Genomic DNA, 18026 nt, shown 5'->3' on the forward strand with positions numbered 1-18026 from the left:
ACGACGCGCCGGCGTCCAGCGCCAGATGTCGCCCCACCGTCCCGCGCGCGCCCGCCTATGTCCCCCCGAACCGCTCCGCGATGAACGCCTCCACGCTGCGCGGTGTCACGCCGAAACGCTCGGCGGCTGTACGCCATTGCGGGAACGACGCATCGCTCCCGGCGGCAAACGCGCCAAACGACATCATGCGCGCCACCACCTCGTTGAACGGGCGCAGCAGCGGGGGAACAAAGCGCAGCACCGCCATCGGGACCGTCTTCCGCTTCACCGTGATCCCCATCGCACGCTCGAGGAGGTCGACGAGGGTGCGCATGCTCACGTCCGACGGCCCGCCGATCTCGATGGCCTCGTTTCGCACCTCGGGCCGCTTGAGGATGGCGACCGCCACGTGCGCCACGTCGTCGACGGCGATGTAGTTGGCGCGCTGGTTCCCGTCCCCGAAGAGCATCGCCTCCCCCTTCTCGCGCATCGGCTTGGCGAGGATGAGGTCGACCCAGACCTCCATGAACGCCGTCGGCTGCAACAGCACCCACGGAATCCCGCTCGCGCGCACGACCTGGTCCACCTGGTACTTCACGCGGAAGTAGTCGACCACGCTGTCGGCCGTGAGCCCGCGCGCCGACACATGCAGCCAGCGCGAAACCCCCGCGTCGCTCGCGGCGCGTGCCAGCGATCGGTACGCCTCGACGTCGACCCGAGTGGGACTGGACGCGCCGCTCCCCTGCACGTTGTTGGCAGTCGAGACCACCTGCCCCGCCCCCGCGCACGCCTGGCGAACCGCCCCCGCGTCGCGGAGGTCGCCAGCGACGATTTCGGCGCCGAGGTCGGCCAGCGGGCGCAGCGGCTCACGTCGGCGTGCGAGCGCCCGAACCGGGAAGCCCTCGGCGAGGAGCAGGCGAGCGACCGTGCCGCCAAGCTGTCCTGACGCACCGGCGACGAGGATGGGAGGAGATGTGGCGGCTGGCATTGGGGGCGATCTCGGCAGCGGGTTGGCGTATACCATACGCTCGAACGCTGCGAAGCGCGCGACGCATCGTCATCTTGGGGCGCCGGAGCGATGCGACGTTCCGGGCCTGCAAATGACAACCCGCGGCGCACCTCGCGCGTAAGCCATGGCGAGGCGTCCACGCCGTGGTCGTGCCCGCTCCGCCTGCCAGCCAGCCTACCTCGCCTCGACGACACTTCGCATGATGCGCCTCTCGCTCGCCCTCGCGGCCTTCTCGCTCGTCCCAGCGGCGCTCACCGCGCAGCCCCCCTCGCTCCGCCCCGATGTCATGGGGCCCAGCGGTGCGGTCTCGTCGGACCATGTGCTCGCCAGCGCCGTGGGCGCCGACGTCCTCAAGCGCGGCGGCAACGCGGTCGACGCGGCGATCGCCATGGCCGGCGTCCTCGCCGTCGTTCGCCCGCACATGAACGGCGTGGGGGGCGACAACTTCATGCTCATCCGCGACGGCAAGACGGGAAAGGTCTACGCCCTCAACGGCTCGGGGCGTGCCGGAGCCAAGGCCACGCCGGCCTTCTTTGCCGCGAAGAACCTCACCCGCGTCCCCGGCTCAGGCATCCTGTCTGTCTCGGTCCCGGGCGCGGTGCGCGGGTGGGAAGACGCGCTGCGACGCTTCGGGACCACGACGCTCCGCCAGGCGCTGCAGCCGGCGATTCGTTATGCCGGCCAGGGCTTTCCCGTTTCCACGCGCCTCTCGCTCGACATTGGCGCCGAGGTCAAGAAGGTCTCCGCCGACTCGGCGCTCGCGCGGACGTTCCTGGTGAACGGTGCCGCGCCGTCGCCCGGCACCCTGCTCGTGCAGAAGGAGCTCGCCGCCACGTTGCGCCTGATTGCAACTGGCGGGGCGCGCGCCTACTACTCCGGCGCCCCGGCGCAGAAGATCGCCGCCTTCATGGAACGCGAAGGAGGGCTGGTCACCGCCGCCGACCTCGCGAAGCACAGCTCCACCTGGCAGGAGCCCATCAGCACGACCTACCTGGGCAAGAAGGTCCTCGCGTTCCCGCCGAACACCCAGGGGGCCACCTTCCTGCAGATGCTCAACCTCGCCGAGCTGCACGACCTCACGGCGATGGGACGCACGTCGGCCGACTACGTGCACCTGATGGTCGAGGGAGCCAAACTGGCCTATGCCGATCGCGACAAGTACATCGCCGATCCGGCCTTCGCCACGGTGCCGGTCGAGAAGCTGCTCTCCAAGGACTACGCGCGCGAACTCGGCGCCCGCATCCGCAAGGACACCATCGTCGCCGAGTCGAGCGACGACTCGCGCGACGGCAACGGCGACACGATCTACCTCACCGTGGTCGACAAGGACGGCAACGCCGTGTCGATGATCCAGTCGCTCTTTGCCGCCTTCGGGAGCGGGCGCATGGTCCCGGGGACGGGGATCGTGCTGCACAACCGCGGCGCGCTGTACTCGCTCGATCCGTCGCACCCCAACATCGTCGCCCCGGGCAAGCGCCCCTTCCACACGCTCTGCCCCGCCATGGCGGTCAACGACGACGGTTCGCTCTACGCCACCTTCGGCTCCCCCGGCGGCGACGGGCAGCCGCAGACGCTCATCCAGGTGCTCAACAACGTCCTGCGTTTCGGCATGACGCCGCAGCAGGCGGTCGAGGCGCCGCGCTGGCGCGTCTTTGGCGCCGGACGTTTAGGAGTCGAGCCCGGGCTCCCCGACGACGTGCGCGCCGCGCTCACGCGCCGCGGGCAGCAGGTGAACGTGCAACCACCGAGCGCCGAATTCGGCGGCGCGCAGATGATCGTGATCGATCGCCGGTCGAAGGCGAGGATGGTGGGGTCGGACTGGCGGCGCGAGGCGTACGGGATCGCCTGGTAACGGCTCGTCCCAGCCGACGGACGGGGTGACGCACCGTGAGGGCGTCACCCCGTTTTCGTTGAATCACGGCGCCCGGTGCTTCCGTAGGATGAGCCACGACCCGTCTCGATGGTCGTCGACCTCAATCTCGCTCGGGAGCGCACCATGGGACTCATCTTCGCCGCCTGCTTCGGCCTCCTCGTCGGCGCACTTGCCCGCCTCTTCTATCCTGGACGCCAGGACATGGGGCTCCTCAAGACGATGTTCCTCGGCCTCGGCGGTGGCTTCGTCGCCGGACTGCTCGGACGCATGGTCGGCTGGTATCACCCGGGACAGGGGGCCGGGCTCATCGCCTCGGCGCTTGGCGCCATGCTGCTGATCTGGATGTTCGGCAAGATGGAGTCGAAGGCCTAACGACGATGGACGGCCGGGACGTCGCTGCTGACGTCCCGGCCGCCCGACGCTCCCCGCCCCGGCGCGCCCCGGCTCAGCTGGCGCGCATCCGGTTGCCACGCGGGTTGTGCTCCACCTCGGCCAGTCCCAGCGCTTCGAGGAGCGGGGGGACGTACATGCCGAAGCGGCCGCGCAACCCTTTCTTGCGCCCGTACCAGCCGCCGACGGGGTTCTTCGGCGACCGTCCCCACGCCTCGACCGTCCCCTCCTTCGCCGGCTTCTGCTCGTCGGCCGAGCCGAGCTCCATCCAGTCGCCGTGCGCCTTGAGCATGGCGTGCAGGTCGGCGACGCAGCGGTATTCGTACCAGAGCACCGTCTTCCCCACCGTGCACACGAGCATGTCGGTGCCATCGATCGTATCGCGGTGCATCGTGAACTCCGACGTGCCGGGGGGAGTCTTGAGCATCCACGGATCCGCTGCGGTCCCTTTCGCCTTCGGCATCTCGGTCTCTCGCGTCGAGGAAGGTGGGACCCTACTCCCTTAAGGCCGACAGCGCCAGCCCGTGGTTGCACCTGTCACAGAGCCGAGACGACACGAGCGGGATGGCGGCACGGCCGAGTCGGCTGCACCACCGGCGTAGGGGGTGCGACGGGCAGCTGGCGCCGGCGCGCGGCGCCTTGCCGAGCGCGTCCCGCGGCAGCAAGATGGCGCCACCTCCACCAGCCCGGACCATTCATGCGCCCAACCCCGCTCCTCCTGCTCGCCGCCGCCTTCGCCTCTCCCCTTCTCGCCCAGGGAGCGCCGCAGGGGCGCAACATGGGCGGTGGGAACTGCGCCGACAATCGCTACAACTGCGCCGACACCCCCAACCCGCTCCCCGCCGTCAGCACGGTCTGGCTCGAGGAGATGACCTGGATGGATGTGCGCGACGCCATCGCCGCGGGCAAGACGACCGCCATCATCACGACCGGCGGGATCGAGCCCAACGGGCCCTGGCTCGCACTGGGCAAGCACAACTACGTGCTGCAGGCCAATTGCGAGGCGATTGCCCGCAAGCTGGGCAACGCGCTCTGCGCCCCGATCGTGAAGTTCGTCCCGGAAGGGGGGATCGACCCGGTGAGCGGGCACATGGCGAGTCCCGGCACCATCAGCATGCGCGAAGGGACCTTCCGCGCCCTCCTCACCGACATCGTGCACTCGCTCAAGGTGCACGGCTTCACGAACATCATCCTCATCGGCGACAGCGGCGGCAATCAGGGGGGACAGCGCGCGGTCGCCGATTCGCTCACCGCCATCTGGAAGGGGACCCCCGTGGTGGCGCACGTGCAGGAGTACTACGACTACGCCGGGGTGAAGAAGTACATGGAGGCGAAGGGGGTGAAGGAGGACAAGCCCGAAGGGATGCACGACGATCCGGTGATCTCCCTCAACATGTTCATCACCGATCCTTCGTCGATCCGTTTCGAGCAGCGCGTGAAGCTGGGGAAGGCCGGGATCAACGGGACCTCGCTCGCCAACCGTGCGCAGTCGGCCAGGTGGGCGAAGGAGATCGTCGAGTACCGCGCCACCACGACGATCGAGGCGATCCGGAAGGCGATCGCCAACAAGGGGACGCTGCCGGCGCCGGAGCGTCGTTAGGCCGGCGAGACACCGGGGGGGACGACGGGAGCTGGCCGCCGTCCCCCCGCGCGCGTCAGGTCCCGATGGTATCGAGGTGCCATCCGGTGTGTATCCAGCGGCCGTTCCGACGTACGAAGATCTCGGTGCCGCGCCCGAGCGTTTCCTGCACCTCACCGTTGGCCCCCTTGAGCACGAGGTGGAAGCTCGTGTAGAGGATCACGGCGTCTCCGTACTGCTGGAAGACGTTCTTGGGGAAGTGCAGCTGGTCGAGCTTCATCCCGCTGGCGGCGAATTCCTTCATGCTCGCCACCGTCTGCTCGCGATCCTGCCAGGGGCCGCCCCCCCACCCCATCGCCATCAACTCATCGGGGACCACGCGCTTGAACAGGGTGGTGTCGTTGGTGAAGAAGGCGCGCCACGCCGCTTCGCGCACCTCGAGGATCTCACGCTGGGCGGCGGCGGCGGGGGTCGGACCGAAGGACTGGGCAGAGAGGGGAGACATGGCGGCGAGGAGAAGGGAGACGACAACGACGGAGAAGCGCATGCACCACCTCGCGGAGGGAGCATAGAGGGGGAGGGGGGAAGCCATCACTCGTGGACTTCGCATCTGTTTGCGCGAGAGGTCCGCGCATCGCGACATCGCCGGTGATGTGACGCCGAGCTTCCGCGGCGAGTGGACGCCGACGTCATGCCGCGCCTCCCTCAGCGTTCCATGATCGGGAGATAGGCGCGCCACGGACCGATCGCCTCGCGATACTGCTTGGCCATCACCCGCGCCACCTGCGCCACGTGCCCGAGGTCGTGCGCGACCCAGGTGGCGAGCAACTGCCGCAGGGTGACGGCACCGAACTCGGGATGTTCACCCACGAGTTCCAGCTGCGACTCCGAGAGCGACCAGCCGGTGAGCGTCGCGACGTTCTCCGCACGTAGGCGCTCCAGCTCATCCAGCAACTCGACGAGCGACCGCCCCTGCGACTCATGGAACTGGGCGAAGCGGTCGTACGGGGTAAAGCGACGCGTGTCGCCCTGTGCGAGGATGATCCGGGCACGCGGAATCCAGTCGGTGCGCTCGCCGTGCAGGAGGTGGCCGACGATGGTGTAGGGGCTCCAGCTGTCGCCCCCCTCGGTGGCATCGATCCAGGCGGGCGAGAGACCGGACAGCATCGCGCGCAGCGTGTGTGGCGTGCGCGCCAGCACGGCGACGGCGTTGGGGAGGTCGAAGGTCATGGCGTGCCGTCGGGAGAAGGACCCCTACAACCTGCGAGCCGACGCCGCGGGGTGCCAGCCATCGCTTGAGAAGTGCGCCACCCTCGCGCCACATTGCCTGAACGATGACCGCCATCCGAATCGCCCTCGCCAACGTCCGCTACCCCGCCACGCCTGACGAGTCGGTGTCGCTGGCCACGCGCGCCATCGCCGATGCCGGTGCCGCGGGTGCCGACATCATCTGCTTCCCCGAGTGCTTCATTCCCGGCTACCGCGGGATGGGGCACACGCCGCCGCCGCCGGACGCCGCCTTTCTCGAGGGTGCCTGGTCAGCCGTCGCCGCGGCAGCACGAGAAGCCAACGTGGCCGTCGTCGTGGGGACCGAGCGCCTGCTCGGCGACCGGTTGGTCATCTCCACGCTCGTCGTGAACCGCGACGGCTCCGTGGCCGGGTGGCAGGACAAGGTCCAACTCGACCCGTCGGAAGAGGGACCCTACGTCGCGGGAGCGGGACGCCACCTCTTCCAGTGCGGCGACGTGACCTTCGGCGTCGCGATCTGCCACGAGGGCTGGCGGTACCCGGAGACGGTGCGATGGGCCGCGCGGCGTGGCGCGCAGCTCGTCTTCATCCCGCACTTCCACCAGGCCGAGGGCGACAGCTTTCAACCGACGCAGTTTGGCGACCCCGCCAACTCGTTCCACGAGAAGGCGCTGCTCTGCCGCGCCGCCGAGAACACCGTCTACATCGCGGCCGCCAACTACGCCAGCGACGGCACACCGACGACGGCGACCATCGTGCGTCCCGACGGAACGGTGCTGGCGTACCAGCCGTACGGGGTGGAAGGGCTGCTCATAGCGACGCTCGACCTGTCGGACGCGACGGGGCTGCTCGCCTCGCGCTATCGACCGATCGACCTGTAGTCCGCCCAGGCGCGCCACATCACGACGCGCACGCGGCCCGCCGCCTACCCGACGTTGGCTCGTGTCCACACCTGCAGCTGAACCATTGGCTCGTCGGGCCGCACCCCTGGCTCCGCCAGCGTCGTCGCCAGGGTGAAGCCCAGTCGTCGTGGCACCGCCGCGCTCGCGGCATTGCGCGCGTCGCACCGGATCTCGACCTGTTGCAGCTGCGGCATCGTCCGCGCCAGCTCGAGCACCACACCCACCGCCTCGGTCACGTAGCCGCGCCCCGTCTCGTCCGCCCGCAGCCAGTAGCCAAGCTCCGCGCGATCGGCCTCGGCGAGTGGCACACGCCCCGACGACGCACGCGGAAAGAGCGACACCTCACCCAGCATCCGATCGCCCTCGTTCGTGAACATCCCGTAGCGCCACTCGCGATCGCCCGCGAACGCCGCGCCAAAGCCCGCCAGGCGCTCGGCCAGTTCGGGAACGGGTGCCGGCGTCGCAACACGCGCCGGGATCCAAGGGGAGAGGTGCGCCCAGTTGGTCTCGAGGATGGGGAGCATCGCGGCCGCGTCCTCCGCGCGCCACGGGCGCAGGACGAGGCGGGCGGTTCGTAGCTCGACGGGAACGGACATCGGCGGCGCTCGGGGGGACGTGGGAAGCGAACGTTAGGCATGCGATGGCGTTCCGACAAACCCGGCGCGCGCGTCGCAGGCGGTTGCCGAACGGGGGAAACGCCCCGAGTTTTGGCAGATGACTCGCCTCCCCGCCTCCCGCCGCACCACCCTGCTGGCCGCCCTCGCGCTCGGCGCCTGCGCCCGGCCCACCCTGTCGACCGACGACCTCTCCCCGGCGTACGGCAAGCGCGTGGAGGGGAGCCGGGGGATGGTCGCCGCCTCTCACCCCGATGCGGCGGCCGCCGGTGCGGAGATTCTGCGCGCAGGGGGCAACGCGGCCGACGCCGCCGTCGCGACGGCCTTCGCGCTTTCGGTCACCGACATCTCGCAAACCGGGCTTGGCGGAGGCGGGGCGCTCACCTTCTACGACGCGCGCCGGCAGAAGGCCGAGCATCTCTCGTTCTATCCCCGCACGGGGGGCGACAGCGCGTGGGCCAAGGTCGACACCGGGGCCGCGGCTGCGCGTGCCCTTGGACGCGCGGCGGCGGTGCCGGGGATGGTCGCCGGCCTGCTCGAGACACAGCGCCGCTTCGGCAGGCTCTCGCGCGTACAGGTCATGGCCCCTGCCATTCGTCTCGCGCGCGACGGCTTCGTCGTGAGCCCATTGCTCTCACGCACCATCGCCTCGTCGCGCGCCAAGCTTAACGCGTATCCGGCCGCGCGCGCGATCTTCCTCCCCGACTCCGAGCCGCTGCGCCCGGGCGCGCTCCTCGTGCAGCCGGCACTCGCCGCGACGCTCGAAGGCATTGCCGCGGGTGGCGCAGAGGCCTTCTACAAGGGAGCGATCGCCGAGCAGCTCGCGCGCGACGTGCAGGCGCGCGGCGGTTTGATCACCGCTCACGACATGTCGCGGTATCCCGTGGCCGAGATGATCCCGCTGTGTGCCGCGTGGCGCGGCTTCACCGTGCTGTCGGCGCCGCCCCCGATGGGGGGCTCGGCGGTGCTGGAGATGCTGCAGATGGCCGAGGCGACGGGGATCACCAGCGCGGGCGGATTCACCGATCGTCCCGCGGCCGTCACCTCGCTCGCCGGCGTGATGCGCACGGCGCAGGCAGACGCCGGGTGGTGGCGTGGCGATCCGCAGGTGATGGCGGTCCCTGCGCGAGGCGTGGCGAGCGCCGAGTACGCGCGCGATCGTGCGCAGGTGGCAGCGGGGCCGGTGGTCGACTCGGTGAAGCGTGGCGACGCGTGGACCCACGATGCCGCGGCGCTTCCGGCCGCTTGCGCGTCGTATCCCTACGCCAGCGCCACGCGCCCGGCGAGCAACGCCGGTTCGTCGCACGACGCCGACGCCCCTAACGACGAAGGGACCAGCTTCACCTCGCACCTGAGCGTGGTCGATGCCGAAGGGAACGCCGTCTCGGCGACCACCACGGTGGGCGTGCTGTTCGGTTCGGGGGTCTACACGGGGGGCTTCTTCCTCAACTCGTCCGCCGCCAACCTCGACGCGCGCACGCGCGGCCCCAACCGTTACGCCAACTCCACCATGTCACCCACCCTGGTGCTCGACGGGGGGAAGGTGCGCCTCGTGATCGGAGCGGCGGGATCGCAGTACATCCAGCCCGCCATCGCACAGGTGACGGTACGGATCCTCGCGTTCAATGAGGACCCGGGGCGCGCGATCACCGCGCCGCGCATCCAGACGAGCGTGGGTCGGCGCGAGGTGGAGGTGGAGCCGGGGTTCAGCTCGGAGGTGTATGCCGCGCTCGTGGCCGCGGGGTATCGTCCGGCCAGCCGCGTCGCCGACATCGCCTTTGGCGGGGTGCACGGCGTGTATGTGCGCCGCGACGGGATGCGGATCGGCATCGCCGACCCGCGCCGGGATGGGGTGGCGCGGGGGCAGTAGCCGGCCGGGAGCAGGCCGCCGGCCGGGAGACGCCGCGCCGGCGCCTAACGCGCCGCGCGCGACTTCACGAAGGCCATGTTGCGCGTGCGACCGCCGGTGAGTCGAAAGCCGGTGACGACTCCCTTGGTGCGGGTGAAGCGCACCGTCCCTGCCTGGCCGCTCACGAAGGCGTCGGCAAAAGCGGGGCGCAGTGGCTGGGACGACTGCTTGAACGGATGCAGGACGAGCGTGGAATCCTTGAGCGACACGCGATAGGAGACGCGCAACTCGTCGCTCCAGTACTCGCCGACGTACTGCGCGAGCCCGGCGGCGCGGGGGCTGAAGGCGGGCATGCGCACCATCGATGCCCCGAGCGCTGCGACCTCCATCCCCGTGGGGATGGCGTTCGCCTCGCCGGTGAACTCCACCGGCGTCGCGAAGACGGTGAAGTGGCGGTCATCGACCGGCTGCATGGGGATCCCGTAGTTGTCGATGACGAGCGTCCCCTCCTTGGCCGAGAGGAGCAGCACCTGGTCGTTGGTGCGGGCCTTGTAGGTCCCCGCCAGCTGCGCCAAGCGCGACGCACTCAGGGCGACCGGCTTGCCCGCCACCGCCGCCGCGACCGGGGCCGGGTCGAGCTTTCCCTCGAGCACGACGCCCGCCACCGCGCGCGAATGGACGTTGGGGGTGGCCTCCGCGAAGTTGCACGCGACGGCGACCTCGAGGTGGTGCTGCGGGAAGCGCACGATGTCGGCACGATAGCCGGCATCGGCCCCACCATGGCCGAAGGCCTCGGTCCCGCGAAACTTCTCGATCGAGATGCCGAAGCCGTAGTTGGCCGGCTTCCCGTTGTTGAGCACCGCCGAGGTGAGCGCATCCTTCATGAGCGCCGACGTCCCTACCGTCATCGCCTCGAAGTTGTGCTGCCACTTGAGGAGGTCGCCGACCGTGGTGAAGAGCGAGGTGGCGCCGTGTGTATCGAACGAAGGGATGCTGATCTTCCACCCGCCAGGACCGGCCTCGTAGGCACTCGTGCGCCCGGGGACGATCATCGCGTGATCGTCGTGCACGTGCGTGCGCGCCATGCCTAACGGCTTGAAGATCCGCTCGTCGCTGAACTCCCGCAGCGACTTCCCCGACACACGTTGCACCGTCATCGCCAGGAGCGAGTAGCCGGAGTTGCTGTAGAGGTACTCGTCGCCCGGGGTGAAGTTGAGCTCCTTCTGCCGGCTGACGATGTCGAGCACGTCGTCCTGCGTGAAAAGGTCGACCGGGTAGCGCCACCCGGCCATCCCGAGCAGTTCCCACTGGTCGCGAATGCCGCTGGTGTGGTAGATCAGGTGGCGAAGCGTGATCGTGTGGCCGTAGCTGGGGAGCTCGGGGATGTGTTTCCGCACGTCGTCGTCGAGCGACAGCTTGCCGTCCTGCGCCAGCAGCGCGACCGCGAAGGCCGCGAACTGCTTGGAGACCGACGCCACGTGGAAGATCGACTGCGGCGACAGCGGGACGCCGTGCTGCAGGTCGGACATCCCGTAGGCGCGCTCGTAGAGCGAGACCCCGCCCTGCCCCACCCCCACCGCGCATCCCGGGCGCGTCGTGCCGTCGAAGCTCGCGAAGACGCTGTCGATGCGCGTGCGCTGGACCGGGGTGAGTGCCTGCGCGCCGGCCGTCGTGGTCACGGTGGTCGCGCCCACCGCGAGTGCCGCGGCGCAGAGTAGTCGCTGTGCGTTCATTGGTCTCACGAAGTGGCCGGCGAGTGTCGCGGAAGACCGCATGCGTCCTTCTGGTCCTCGGTCGCGCCCATCATCTCGCGTGCGCCGGGAACGCATAAGGTCCCCGTCGCCCTCGCCGGCCACCCCGACCCGCTACCGCGCCGCCCCCACACCGAACGGCACCGACATCACCCGGTCGCCCCATGCCAACTCGAGCGCCCCGCGCGCCGGCCCTGTCGCACGTAGCGTGATCGTCAGCTCCTCGACAAAGCCTGGTGCCGCGGCCGACTGCATCTCCACACGCCCCACATCCTGGCTCGCGTCGTATTGCGTCCCCCACTGTCCGGTCTGGCGGTTGACGATGAGGAAGGTCCCCTGGCGCGTATGCTGCACCCAGAGCGTGTACATCCCGGGGGCGAGCGTCATCGTCCCCAGTGTGAGCACACGCGTGGTGAAGAGGTGCGTGGCATCGTTCGCCCCGGCGCGCCACACGGAGTCGAACGGGACGAGCACCCCGCCCCACACCGAGCGCTCACGCACATGTGGCCGGCCGTAGTCGACGATCACCATCCCACCGGGGCCAAAGGCGGCGCGCACGTCCTCGCGCAGCGAGAGCACGCCAGTCGGCTTCATCCCCCTGGCGATCGCCGCGATGTCCAACCCGCCCGCCCCACGCTCGGCGATGACCTTGTTCGTCGTCCCGCGCCCATCAAGCGACTGCAGGCGATGGTTGGCGTCGAAGCGCAGTACCATCGCGTACCCGCTGCCGCGCAGCCGCAGCGAGTCGCCCCCCAGCGCCTGCAGCCCGGAGAAACCAGGCCCACCGGCCAGCCCCAGTGCCGGGATCGAGTCCGAGGCCCCGCCCTTCCGTTGCATCGCCAGCAGCTCGGTGGGCGCGTAGACAAAGGTCGGGAAGTTGACCAGGGCCCGCTTGGCCGCGAAGGCGCGGCGCTGCGTGCTGTCGGCAAAGACGACCTCGCGCACCACCGAGTCGGCCCCTAACGAGAAGTGATACTCGCGTGGGGCGCCGGGAATGGCACTGCCATCGCCTTGCATGCGCGCAAGCGTCACCGCCGTCGGTCGCCCGTCCTTGCCGAGTGTCACCGTGTACGCCACGCGCACGACCGCCGCACCCGAGCGCTGCACCATCTCCCCGGTCATCCCGGTCGCGGTCCGCGTGAACTGCTCGATGGCCAGTGTGTCCTTGCCGAGCCGGTAGGCGAGCGAGGCGCTCTGCGCGGAGGCGACGGCGGGTGCGGCAAGGAGCAGGAGCAGTGAGAGCGGGCGCATGGAGCTCCGAGGAAAGGGGAGGCGGCGGTGAACATACCAGCGACGTGACCACGAAGACAGCGAAGGCCCGAAACGTTCGCGATGCACAGCACTCGCGGTGGGCCGGTTGACACTGCGCTGCGTGTCTCCCACGATCCCGCGGGCGGTGTCGCAGGCGTCAGCACCTCGCGTCTCCAGCGGTCATCTCCCCCCGCCCCGTTCATCCCTCGAACTCGTGCCTATCGTGTCGCGCGGCTCCCTCTCCCTCGCCCTCCTCGCCATCACCGCCCTTGCGGGCACTGCGTCGCGCGCGCCGGCGCAGACGGGGACCTCGGCACCCACCGCGACGACCGCGCAGGGTGCGGTGGTGCTCGGCCAGCGCGAGGCCATGTCGATCGGCGTCTTCTACTACCCCGAGCAGTGGCCCCGCTCGCAATGGAAGCGCGACATCGACGCCATGGCGACGCTCGGCTTCGACTTCACGCACTACGCCGAATTCAGCTGGACCTACCTCGAGCCCGAGGAAGGGCGCTTCGCCTTCGCCTGGCTCGACGAGGCGATCGCGCTCGCCAGCAAGGCGGGGCTGCGCGTCATTCTTGGCACCCCATCGGCCGCGCCGCCGAGCTGGATGGGCGATCGGTATCCCGAGGTCTATCGCGTCGACGAACGCGGCCAGCGCCACGAGCACGGGATCCGCGCCGAGGTGTCGCTCGCCAATCCGAAGTACCAGGCGTTCGTCGATCGGCTCGTGACGCGTTTGGCACAGCGCTACGGCAAGGACCCGCGCGTGTGGGGGTGGCAGGTCGACAACGAGCCCGGGACCTTCAGCGACTTCAGCGAGAGCGCGCGCCGTAACTTCCAGCGCTGGCTGCGCCAGAAGTACGGGACCATCGACGCGATGAACGCCGCGTGGGGCGGGAGCTTCTGGAGTACGCGCTATGGGAGCTTCGCCGAGGTGCGGCTGCCTAACGCCGTGCTGGCCGCCGAGGACAAGCTCAGCCCGCATGCCCAGCTCGACCTCGCGCGCTTCAACGCCGACGTGACCGCACGCTTCCTCGACCGGCAGGCGGCCATCATCAAGCGGCACGCGCGTGCCGGGCAGTGGGTCACGACCAACTACACCAACATCACCACCAGCACCGACCCGCGCCGCAGTCGCGGGATGGACTTCGTCACCTTCACCCTGTACCCCGTCGCCGGCAACAACATCCTCGGAGGCGACAGCTACGCCATCGGCGATCCCACGCGCTTGATGGAGGCGGCGGCGTACTATCGCCCGATCACGGGGACGTTCGGCGTGATGGAACTGCAGCCGGGGCAGGTGAACTGGGCCTCGGTGAACCCGCAGCCGATGCCTGGCGCGGTGGGGATGTGGATGTGGCATGCGTTCGGCGCCGGCGCCTCGCTGCTCAGCACGTATCGCTTTCGCCATCCGCTGCGCGGGAGCGAGATGTACCACGAAGGGATCGTCGGCACTGACGGCGTGACGCTGTCGAAGAGTGGCGGCGAGTACGTGGAGACGATGCGAGCCATTCAGCGTGTGCAGTCGCGACTTGACTCGACCGCAGCGCTCCCGCCGCGCCTCGCGGCGCGCCGCACCGGCATCCTCTGGAGCCACGACAACTTCTGGGACCTGGAGATCCAGCCCCAAACGACCGAGTGGAAGACGTGGGCCCATCGCAACCCATACACGATGGCGGTGAAGAGCACCGGCGCCCCCATGGACTTCATCGCCGAGGGGGATGACTTCAGTCGTTACCCCTTCATCGTGGCGCCAGCGTACCAGATGGTGAGCGATGCGCTCGTGGCCAAGTGGCGACGCTACGTCGAGCAGGGGGGGCACCTGGTGCTCACCAGTCGCAGCGGACAGAAGAACGCGCTCGGGCACTTTCCCGAGGCGCCGTGGGCCACGCCGATCGTCGACCTCATCGGCGCTGACGTCGAGGGATTCGACATGCTGCCGACGACCATCAGCGCGCGGGTGGCGCGAGGCGGACGGCAACACGCGTGGCATCGCTGGGGCGACATCCTGGCACCTCGCGCGGGGACCGAGGTGCTCGCCACCTACGCCGATCGACACTACGCCGGGAAAGCGGCGGCGATCACGCGCACGCTCGGTCGTGGCAGCGTCACGATGATCGGTGTCTCCACCGACGATGGCGCGCTGGAGCGCGAGATCGTGCGCGAGGTCTATCGCCGGGCCAACGTCGCGATCGAGGAACTACCGCCGGGGGTGTTCGTCGAGTGGCGCGAGGGCGTGTACGTAGCGGTGAACTACAACCCGGCACCTGTGGCGCTCGCGCTGCCGTCGAACGCGGAGGTGCTGCATGGGACGACGCCACTGGCGCCGGCGCGGGCGCTGGTGTGGAGGGAGCGGTAGGCAACGCGGGCTCTCGCGTGGCGCTTGCCTGAGGGGGGTGGTACACTCTCGGGCGCCGCTCCCTCACCACGCCCGCCGAGCCCCGCGCATGAACCGATCGATCGCCGTCGCCGCCATGTGTGCCCTGGCGCCACTCCTCACCGCTGGCGCCCAGACACCGCCCCGCCAGCCCGGGACCACATGGAGCGACGAACAGCTCCGCAAGGCCGTAGCCCCCGTGCGCGCCGGCCGCCGGCTCACCCCCAAGTCGTGGCCTAACGGGGCACGCGTCGCCGTCAGCATCACCTTCGACGACGACAACGAATCCTACATGCTGGCAGCCGGCGAGACCTCGCCCACGACCCTCTCATCGGGCGAATTCGGCGCCAAGTCGGGACTGCCGCGCATCCTCCGCTTGCTCGACAAGTACCAGCTCCCGTCGACCTTCTTCATCCCCGCCGTGAGCGCCATGCTCCACCCGGAGATGATCCCCGCCATCATGAAGTCAGGGCGCCACGAGATCGGCGTGCACGGCTGGATTCACGAGTATCCTCCCGCCACCGGCAGCGCCGAAGAGGAGGAGCGGTTGCTGAACAAGGCGATCGATTACCTCACGACTGCCACCGGCAAGCGCCCGGTAGGCTACCGTGCGCCAGCATGGGCCTTCAGTGCCAACACGCTCGACCTCGTGCGCAAGGCGGGGTTCCTGTATGAGAGCAGCCTCCAGGCCATGGACGAGCCATACGAGATCGTCGCCAACGGCGAGCCGACGGGGCTGGTGGAACTCGGGATCGACTGGAGCCTGACCGAGTCGGTCTACCTCGGCCGGAGCGGCGCCATGCCGTCGCCCGAAGCGCTCTTCCAGCTGTTCCGGGAGGAGTTCGACGGCGCGTATGCCGAGCGGACGATGTTCGTGCTCACCCTGCATCCGCATATCGTCGGGCATCGCGCTCCCATGCAGCACCTGGAGAAGCTCATCGCGTACATGAGGTCGAAGCCCGGCGTCTGGTTCGCGACCACCGAGCAGATCGCGCGCTACGTGAAGGAGCAGGCGCGCATGAAGTAGGACGTTCGCTCGAATCGCGCGGCCATCGCCGGCGAGCCATGGCCGGCGAGCCATGGCCGGCGTCACCGCGTCACGATCGGGAACGTCCCCTTCGGTTTGTCGATCAACGACAGGAAGCGCAGCAGCTCCACCGTGCTCCCCGTCACCTGCACCGCATCGCTCTGTATCGCATCCGAGAGCCCCACGCTCCCGGCCATCATGCGCACGAAGAAGTCCTTGGGAAGCGTGAGCGTCGCGTTCGCCCCGCGCGCGGGCGCCCCCTTCCTGAAGTGCAGCACCGCGTGCTCGATCCACAGCACGTACGTCTCGCGCGTGTCGGAGAGCACGAGGTTGATCGTCCAGTCCTTCCCCTCGGCGGCCGGACCATCGAGGCTGGCCGCCATCGCCTCGAGAAAGCGCTCGATGGGCGTGTTGAGCAGCATGTCGAGCACCAGGCGCTTGTCGGTGCCGCGTGTCGGCGGGCCGTCGCGCAGCTCGGCGGCCGCCGTGAGGTAACTGTTGCGCCACGTCGCCGCCTCGGCGCCATACGCCATCTGTTCGTAGCACCGCCCCAGCAACGCGCGCGCACCGTCGTGATCAGGGTGTGCCAGCACCGCGTGGTTGAGCAGCTCGGCCGCCCAGCGCAGCTCTCCGCGATCGTAGGCGGTGCGGGCCGCTGCGACGACCTTGTCGACGCCGCCTAACAACTCGACGTAGCGCGACGCCGACTCCTGGGGCGGCAGGGGATCGAGGTTGGCCGGGTTGCCGTCGTAGCTCCCCAGGTAGAACTGGTACACCGCCTTCACGTTGTGGCGCAGGTCGCCGTAGTAGCCGCGCGCCCCGAACGCCGCCTGCAACGACGCCGGCAGCTGCACCTTGTCGGCGATCTCGCGCGGTGTGTAGCCCGCGTTGATGAGGCGCACCGTCTGGTCGTGGGTGTACTTGTAGACGTCGCGATGCGCGGTGATGAAGGCGGCGATGCGCTCCTTCCCCCAGACTGGCCAGTTGTGCTGCCCGAAATACACCTCGGCGTCTGCCGCCTGCTCCAGCGCCTCCTGCAGGTAGGTGGACCACCGCAGCGCATCGCGCACCTTGGCCCCGCGCACCGGGAGCAGGTTGTGCATCGTCTGCGCGAGATTCTCGGCGCCCCCGTACGCCTTGCGCGCCGGGATGGTGAAGGTGAGCTCCGAGGGCGCCTCGGCCCCTGGAACGTTGTGGAAGACGAAGCGCACTCCATCGAGCTCCAGGTCCTGCGTCGGCTGTTCGATCAGCATCGTCGGCTGCAGGATCCCCACCTGCCCGTACACGACCCCTTTCCCAAGCCCCGTGTCGACCAGTCCGGTCGCCGAGCGCTCGAGGTCGCGGCCGAACTGGTAGGACGAGCGCCGAGTCATCGCCGTTCCCACCAGGATGTTCTCGCTGGTCGCTTCCTCCATGAACCGTTCGGGCGCGATGATGGGCACCGCCCGCCGCTTCGCCTCATCGGCGCCGATGACGCCGAGGGCGCCGCCGAAGTGATCGGCGTGGGAGTGCGTGAAGACCAGCGCGGTGACCGGCTTGTCGCCAAGCTGCTGGCGCGCGAAGGCCATCGCCGCGGCCGCGCTCTCGCGGCTGGTGAGGGCATCGACCACGATCCACCCGGTCGCTCCCTCGACGAGCGTGATGTTGGCGATATCGAAGCCGCGCAACTGGTAGATGCCGTCGGTCACCTTGAACAGCCCGACCTGCGCGTTGAGTATCGCGTGCCGCCAGAGGCTGGGGTTCACGGTCGACGGCGCCTCACCTTTCACGAACGCGAAGGCGTCGAAGTCCTGGAGCACCGAGCCGTCGTCCGCGACGAGCTTGCCCGTCGGACGCGCCACGAAGCCGCGCTGCGCCTCGACCATGTCCAGCGTGTCGGCGCGGGTGAGTTGCTGCGCGACCTTGGCGTTCGCGCTCGCAACGCTGGCGCTCACCCCTGCCGGGGCCGTTTCACCGGGCGCGGCGCCCTGACAGGCGGCGATGAGAAGGGCCACCGCGGCGAGACGCGTCGCTACGGCGACGCGCGAGACCGTGCGCCATGCGTGAGGCGCGAGGTGTGCGGCCGTTGCATTCGGTGCGGCGCTAAGCGAGGACGTCGGATGAGGCATCATGGACGGGGCGTTGGGTGCGCCGTAACGTACGACATTCCGCTCCGCCCCACGACGCGCCCCCTCCGG

General features: G+C 69.5%; 15 protein-coding genes. 7 read left to right on the top strand and 8 right to left on the bottom strand.

What is annotated here, in order from left to right; genetic code table 11:
- Positions 1-55: 55 nt before the first annotated feature.
- Positions 56-967 (bottom strand): NmrA family NAD(P)-binding protein, encoded by a 912-nt coding sequence (locus tag IPN47_26160; GenBank protein ID MBK9411466.1) that lies wholly within the window; start codon positions 965-967, stop codon positions 56-58.
- A gap of 220 nt (positions 968-1187) precedes the next feature.
- Here IPN47_26160 and ggt point away from each other — a divergent pair, with 220 nt between their 5' ends.
- Both ggt and IPN47_26170 read left to right on the top strand, forming a co-directional pair.
- Positions 1188-2840 (top strand): gamma-glutamyltransferase, encoded by a 1653-nt coding sequence (ggt, locus tag IPN47_26165; protein ID MBK9411467.1) that lies wholly within the window; start codon positions 1188-1190, stop codon positions 2838-2840.
- 144 nt (positions 2841-2984) lie between these two features.
- Positions 2985-3233 (top strand): GlsB/YeaQ/YmgE family stress response membrane protein, encoded by a 249-nt coding sequence (locus IPN47_26170; protein ID MBK9411468.1) that lies wholly within the window; start codon positions 2985-2987, stop codon positions 3231-3233.
- A gap of 73 nt (positions 3234-3306) precedes the next feature.
- Here the strand turns inward: IPN47_26170 and IPN47_26175 are convergent, their stop codons facing one another.
- Positions 3307-3714: a hypothetical protein gene (locus tag IPN47_26175; protein MBK9411469.1), complete on the bottom strand. Its 408-nt coding sequence runs from the start codon at positions 3712-3714 to the stop codon at positions 3307-3309.
- A gap of 234 nt (positions 3715-3948) precedes the next feature.
- On the opposite strand from IPN47_26175, the gene IPN47_26180 reads away from it, so the two are divergent.
- Positions 3949-4851: a creatininase family protein gene (locus IPN47_26180; GenBank protein ID MBK9411470.1), complete on the top strand. Its 903-nt coding sequence runs from the start codon at positions 3949-3951 to the stop codon at positions 4849-4851.
- 55 nt (positions 4852-4906) lie between these two features.
- On the opposite strand, the gene IPN47_26185 is transcribed toward IPN47_26180, so the two are convergent.
- Together IPN47_26185 and IPN47_26190 are read right to left on the bottom strand one after the other, a co-directional pair.
- The gene (locus tag IPN47_26185; protein ID MBK9411471.1) at positions 4907-5377 is read right to left on the bottom strand and encodes a nuclear transport factor 2 family protein; all 471 of its coding nucleotides are present in this window, start codon (positions 5375-5377) and stop codon (positions 4907-4909) included.
- Between the two features lie 158 nt (positions 5378-5535).
- Positions 5536-6060 carry a DinB family protein gene (locus IPN47_26190; GenBank protein ID MBK9411472.1) on the bottom strand — a complete coding sequence of 175 codons (525 nt, stop codon included), beginning with the start codon at positions 6058-6060 and terminating at the stop codon, positions 5536-5538.
- A gap of 104 nt (positions 6061-6164) precedes the next feature.
- On the opposite strand from IPN47_26190, the gene IPN47_26195 reads away from it, so the two are divergent.
- Positions 6165-6959: a carbon-nitrogen hydrolase family protein gene (locus tag IPN47_26195; GenBank protein MBK9411473.1), complete on the top strand. Its 795-nt coding sequence runs from the start codon at positions 6165-6167 to the stop codon at positions 6957-6959.
- 44 nt (positions 6960-7003) lie between these two features.
- On the opposite strand, the gene IPN47_26200 is transcribed toward IPN47_26195, so the two are convergent.
- Positions 7004-7576, bottom strand: coding sequence for a GNAT family N-acetyltransferase (locus tag IPN47_26200; GenBank protein MBK9411474.1), 573 nt, complete (start codon positions 7574-7576; stop codon positions 7004-7006).
- A 118-nt stretch (positions 7577-7694) separates the two neighbouring features.
- Here IPN47_26200 and IPN47_26205 point away from each other — a divergent pair, with 118 nt between their 5' ends.
- Entirely contained in the window at positions 7695-9464 is a 1770-nt protein-coding gene (locus IPN47_26205) for a gamma-glutamyltransferase (GenBank protein ID MBK9411475.1), read from the top strand.
- A gap of 44 nt (positions 9465-9508) precedes the next feature.
- On the opposite strand, the gene IPN47_26210 is transcribed toward IPN47_26205, so the two are convergent.
- Together IPN47_26210 and IPN47_26215 are read right to left on the bottom strand one after the other, a co-directional pair.
- Positions 9509-11176: a beta-lactamase family protein gene (locus tag IPN47_26210; protein ID MBK9411476.1), complete on the bottom strand. Its 1668-nt coding sequence runs from the start codon at positions 11174-11176 to the stop codon at positions 9509-9511.
- 132 nt (positions 11177-11308) lie between these two features.
- Complete coding sequence (locus tag IPN47_26215) at positions 11309-12445, bottom strand: DUF2911 domain-containing protein (GenBank protein ID MBK9411477.1); 1137 nt, start codon at positions 12443-12445, stop codon at positions 11309-11311.
- 367 nt (positions 12446-12812) lie between these two features.
- Here IPN47_26215 and IPN47_26220 point away from each other — a divergent pair, with 367 nt between their 5' ends.
- Together IPN47_26220 and IPN47_26225 are read left to right on the top strand one after the other, a co-directional pair.
- A complete protein-coding gene (locus IPN47_26220; protein MBK9411478.1) occupies positions 12813-14804 on the top strand; it encodes a beta-galactosidase in 1992 nt (663 codons plus the stop codon).
- 88 nt (positions 14805-14892) lie between these two features.
- A complete protein-coding gene (locus IPN47_26225) occupies positions 14893-15849 on the top strand; it encodes a polysaccharide deacetylase (protein ID MBK9411479.1) in 957 nt (318 codons plus the stop codon).
- Positions 15850-15911: 62 nt separating this feature from the next.
- On the opposite strand, the gene IPN47_26230 is transcribed toward IPN47_26225, so the two are convergent.
- The gene (locus IPN47_26230) at positions 15912-17957 is read right to left on the bottom strand and encodes an MBL fold metallo-hydrolase (protein ID MBK9411480.1); all 2046 of its coding nucleotides are present in this window, start codon (positions 17955-17957) and stop codon (positions 15912-15914) included.
- Between the last annotated feature and the right edge of the window lie 69 nt (positions 17958-18026).

The sequence above is a fragment of the Gemmatimonadota bacterium genome, assembly GCA_016719105.1.
In the GTDB taxonomy this organism is placed as follows: Bacteria; Gemmatimonadota; Gemmatimonadetes; order Gemmatimonadales; family Gemmatimonadaceae; genus SCN-70-22.

Excerpts from the sequence above, each read along its gene's own strand:
- IPN47_26160 (MBK9411466.1), bottom strand. The coding sequence starts at position 967 with ATGCCAGCCGCCACATCTCCTCCCATCCTCGTCGCCGGTGCGTCAGGA.
- ggt (MBK9411467.1), top strand. The coding sequence starts at position 1,188 with ATGATGCGCCTCTCGCTCGCCCTCGCGGCCTTCTCGCTCGTCCCAGCG.
- IPN47_26170 (MBK9411468.1), top strand. The coding sequence starts at position 2,985 with ATGGGACTCATCTTCGCCGCCTGCTTCGGCCTCCTCGTCGGCGCACTT.
- IPN47_26175 (MBK9411469.1), bottom strand. The coding sequence starts at position 3,714 with ATGCCGAAGGCGAAAGGGACCGCAGCGGATCCGTGGATGCTCAAGACT.
- IPN47_26180 (MBK9411470.1), top strand. The coding sequence starts at position 3,949 with ATGCGCCCAACCCCGCTCCTCCTGCTCGCCGCCGCCTTCGCCTCTCCC.
- IPN47_26185 (MBK9411471.1), bottom strand. The coding sequence starts at position 5,377 with ATGCGCTTCTCCGTCGTTGTCGTCTCCCTTCTCCTCGCCGCCATGTCT.
- IPN47_26190 (MBK9411472.1), bottom strand. The coding sequence starts at position 6,060 with ATGACCTTCGACCTCCCCAACGCCGTCGCCGTGCTGGCGCGCACGCCA.
- IPN47_26195 (MBK9411473.1), top strand. The coding sequence starts at position 6,165 with ATGACCGCCATCCGAATCGCCCTCGCCAACGTCCGCTACCCCGCCACG.
- IPN47_26200 (MBK9411474.1), bottom strand. The coding sequence starts at position 7,576 with ATGTCCGTTCCCGTCGAGCTACGAACCGCCCGCCTCGTCCTGCGCCCG.
- IPN47_26205 (MBK9411475.1), top strand. The coding sequence starts at position 7,695 with ATGACTCGCCTCCCCGCCTCCCGCCGCACCACCCTGCTGGCCGCCCTC.
- IPN47_26210 (MBK9411476.1), bottom strand. The coding sequence starts at position 11,176 with ATGAACGCACAGCGACTACTCTGCGCCGCGGCACTCGCGGTGGGCGCG.
- IPN47_26215 (MBK9411477.1), bottom strand. The coding sequence starts at position 12,445 with ATGCGCCCGCTCTCACTGCTCCTGCTCCTTGCCGCACCCGCCGTCGCC.
- IPN47_26220 (MBK9411478.1), top strand. The coding sequence starts at position 12,813 with ATGTCGATCGGCGTCTTCTACTACCCCGAGCAGTGGCCCCGCTCGCAA.
- IPN47_26225 (MBK9411479.1), top strand. The coding sequence starts at position 14,893 with ATGAACCGATCGATCGCCGTCGCCGCCATGTGTGCCCTGGCGCCACTC.
- IPN47_26230 (MBK9411480.1), bottom strand. The coding sequence starts at position 17,957 with ATGCCTCATCCGACGTCCTCGCTTAGCGCCGCACCGAATGCAACGGCC.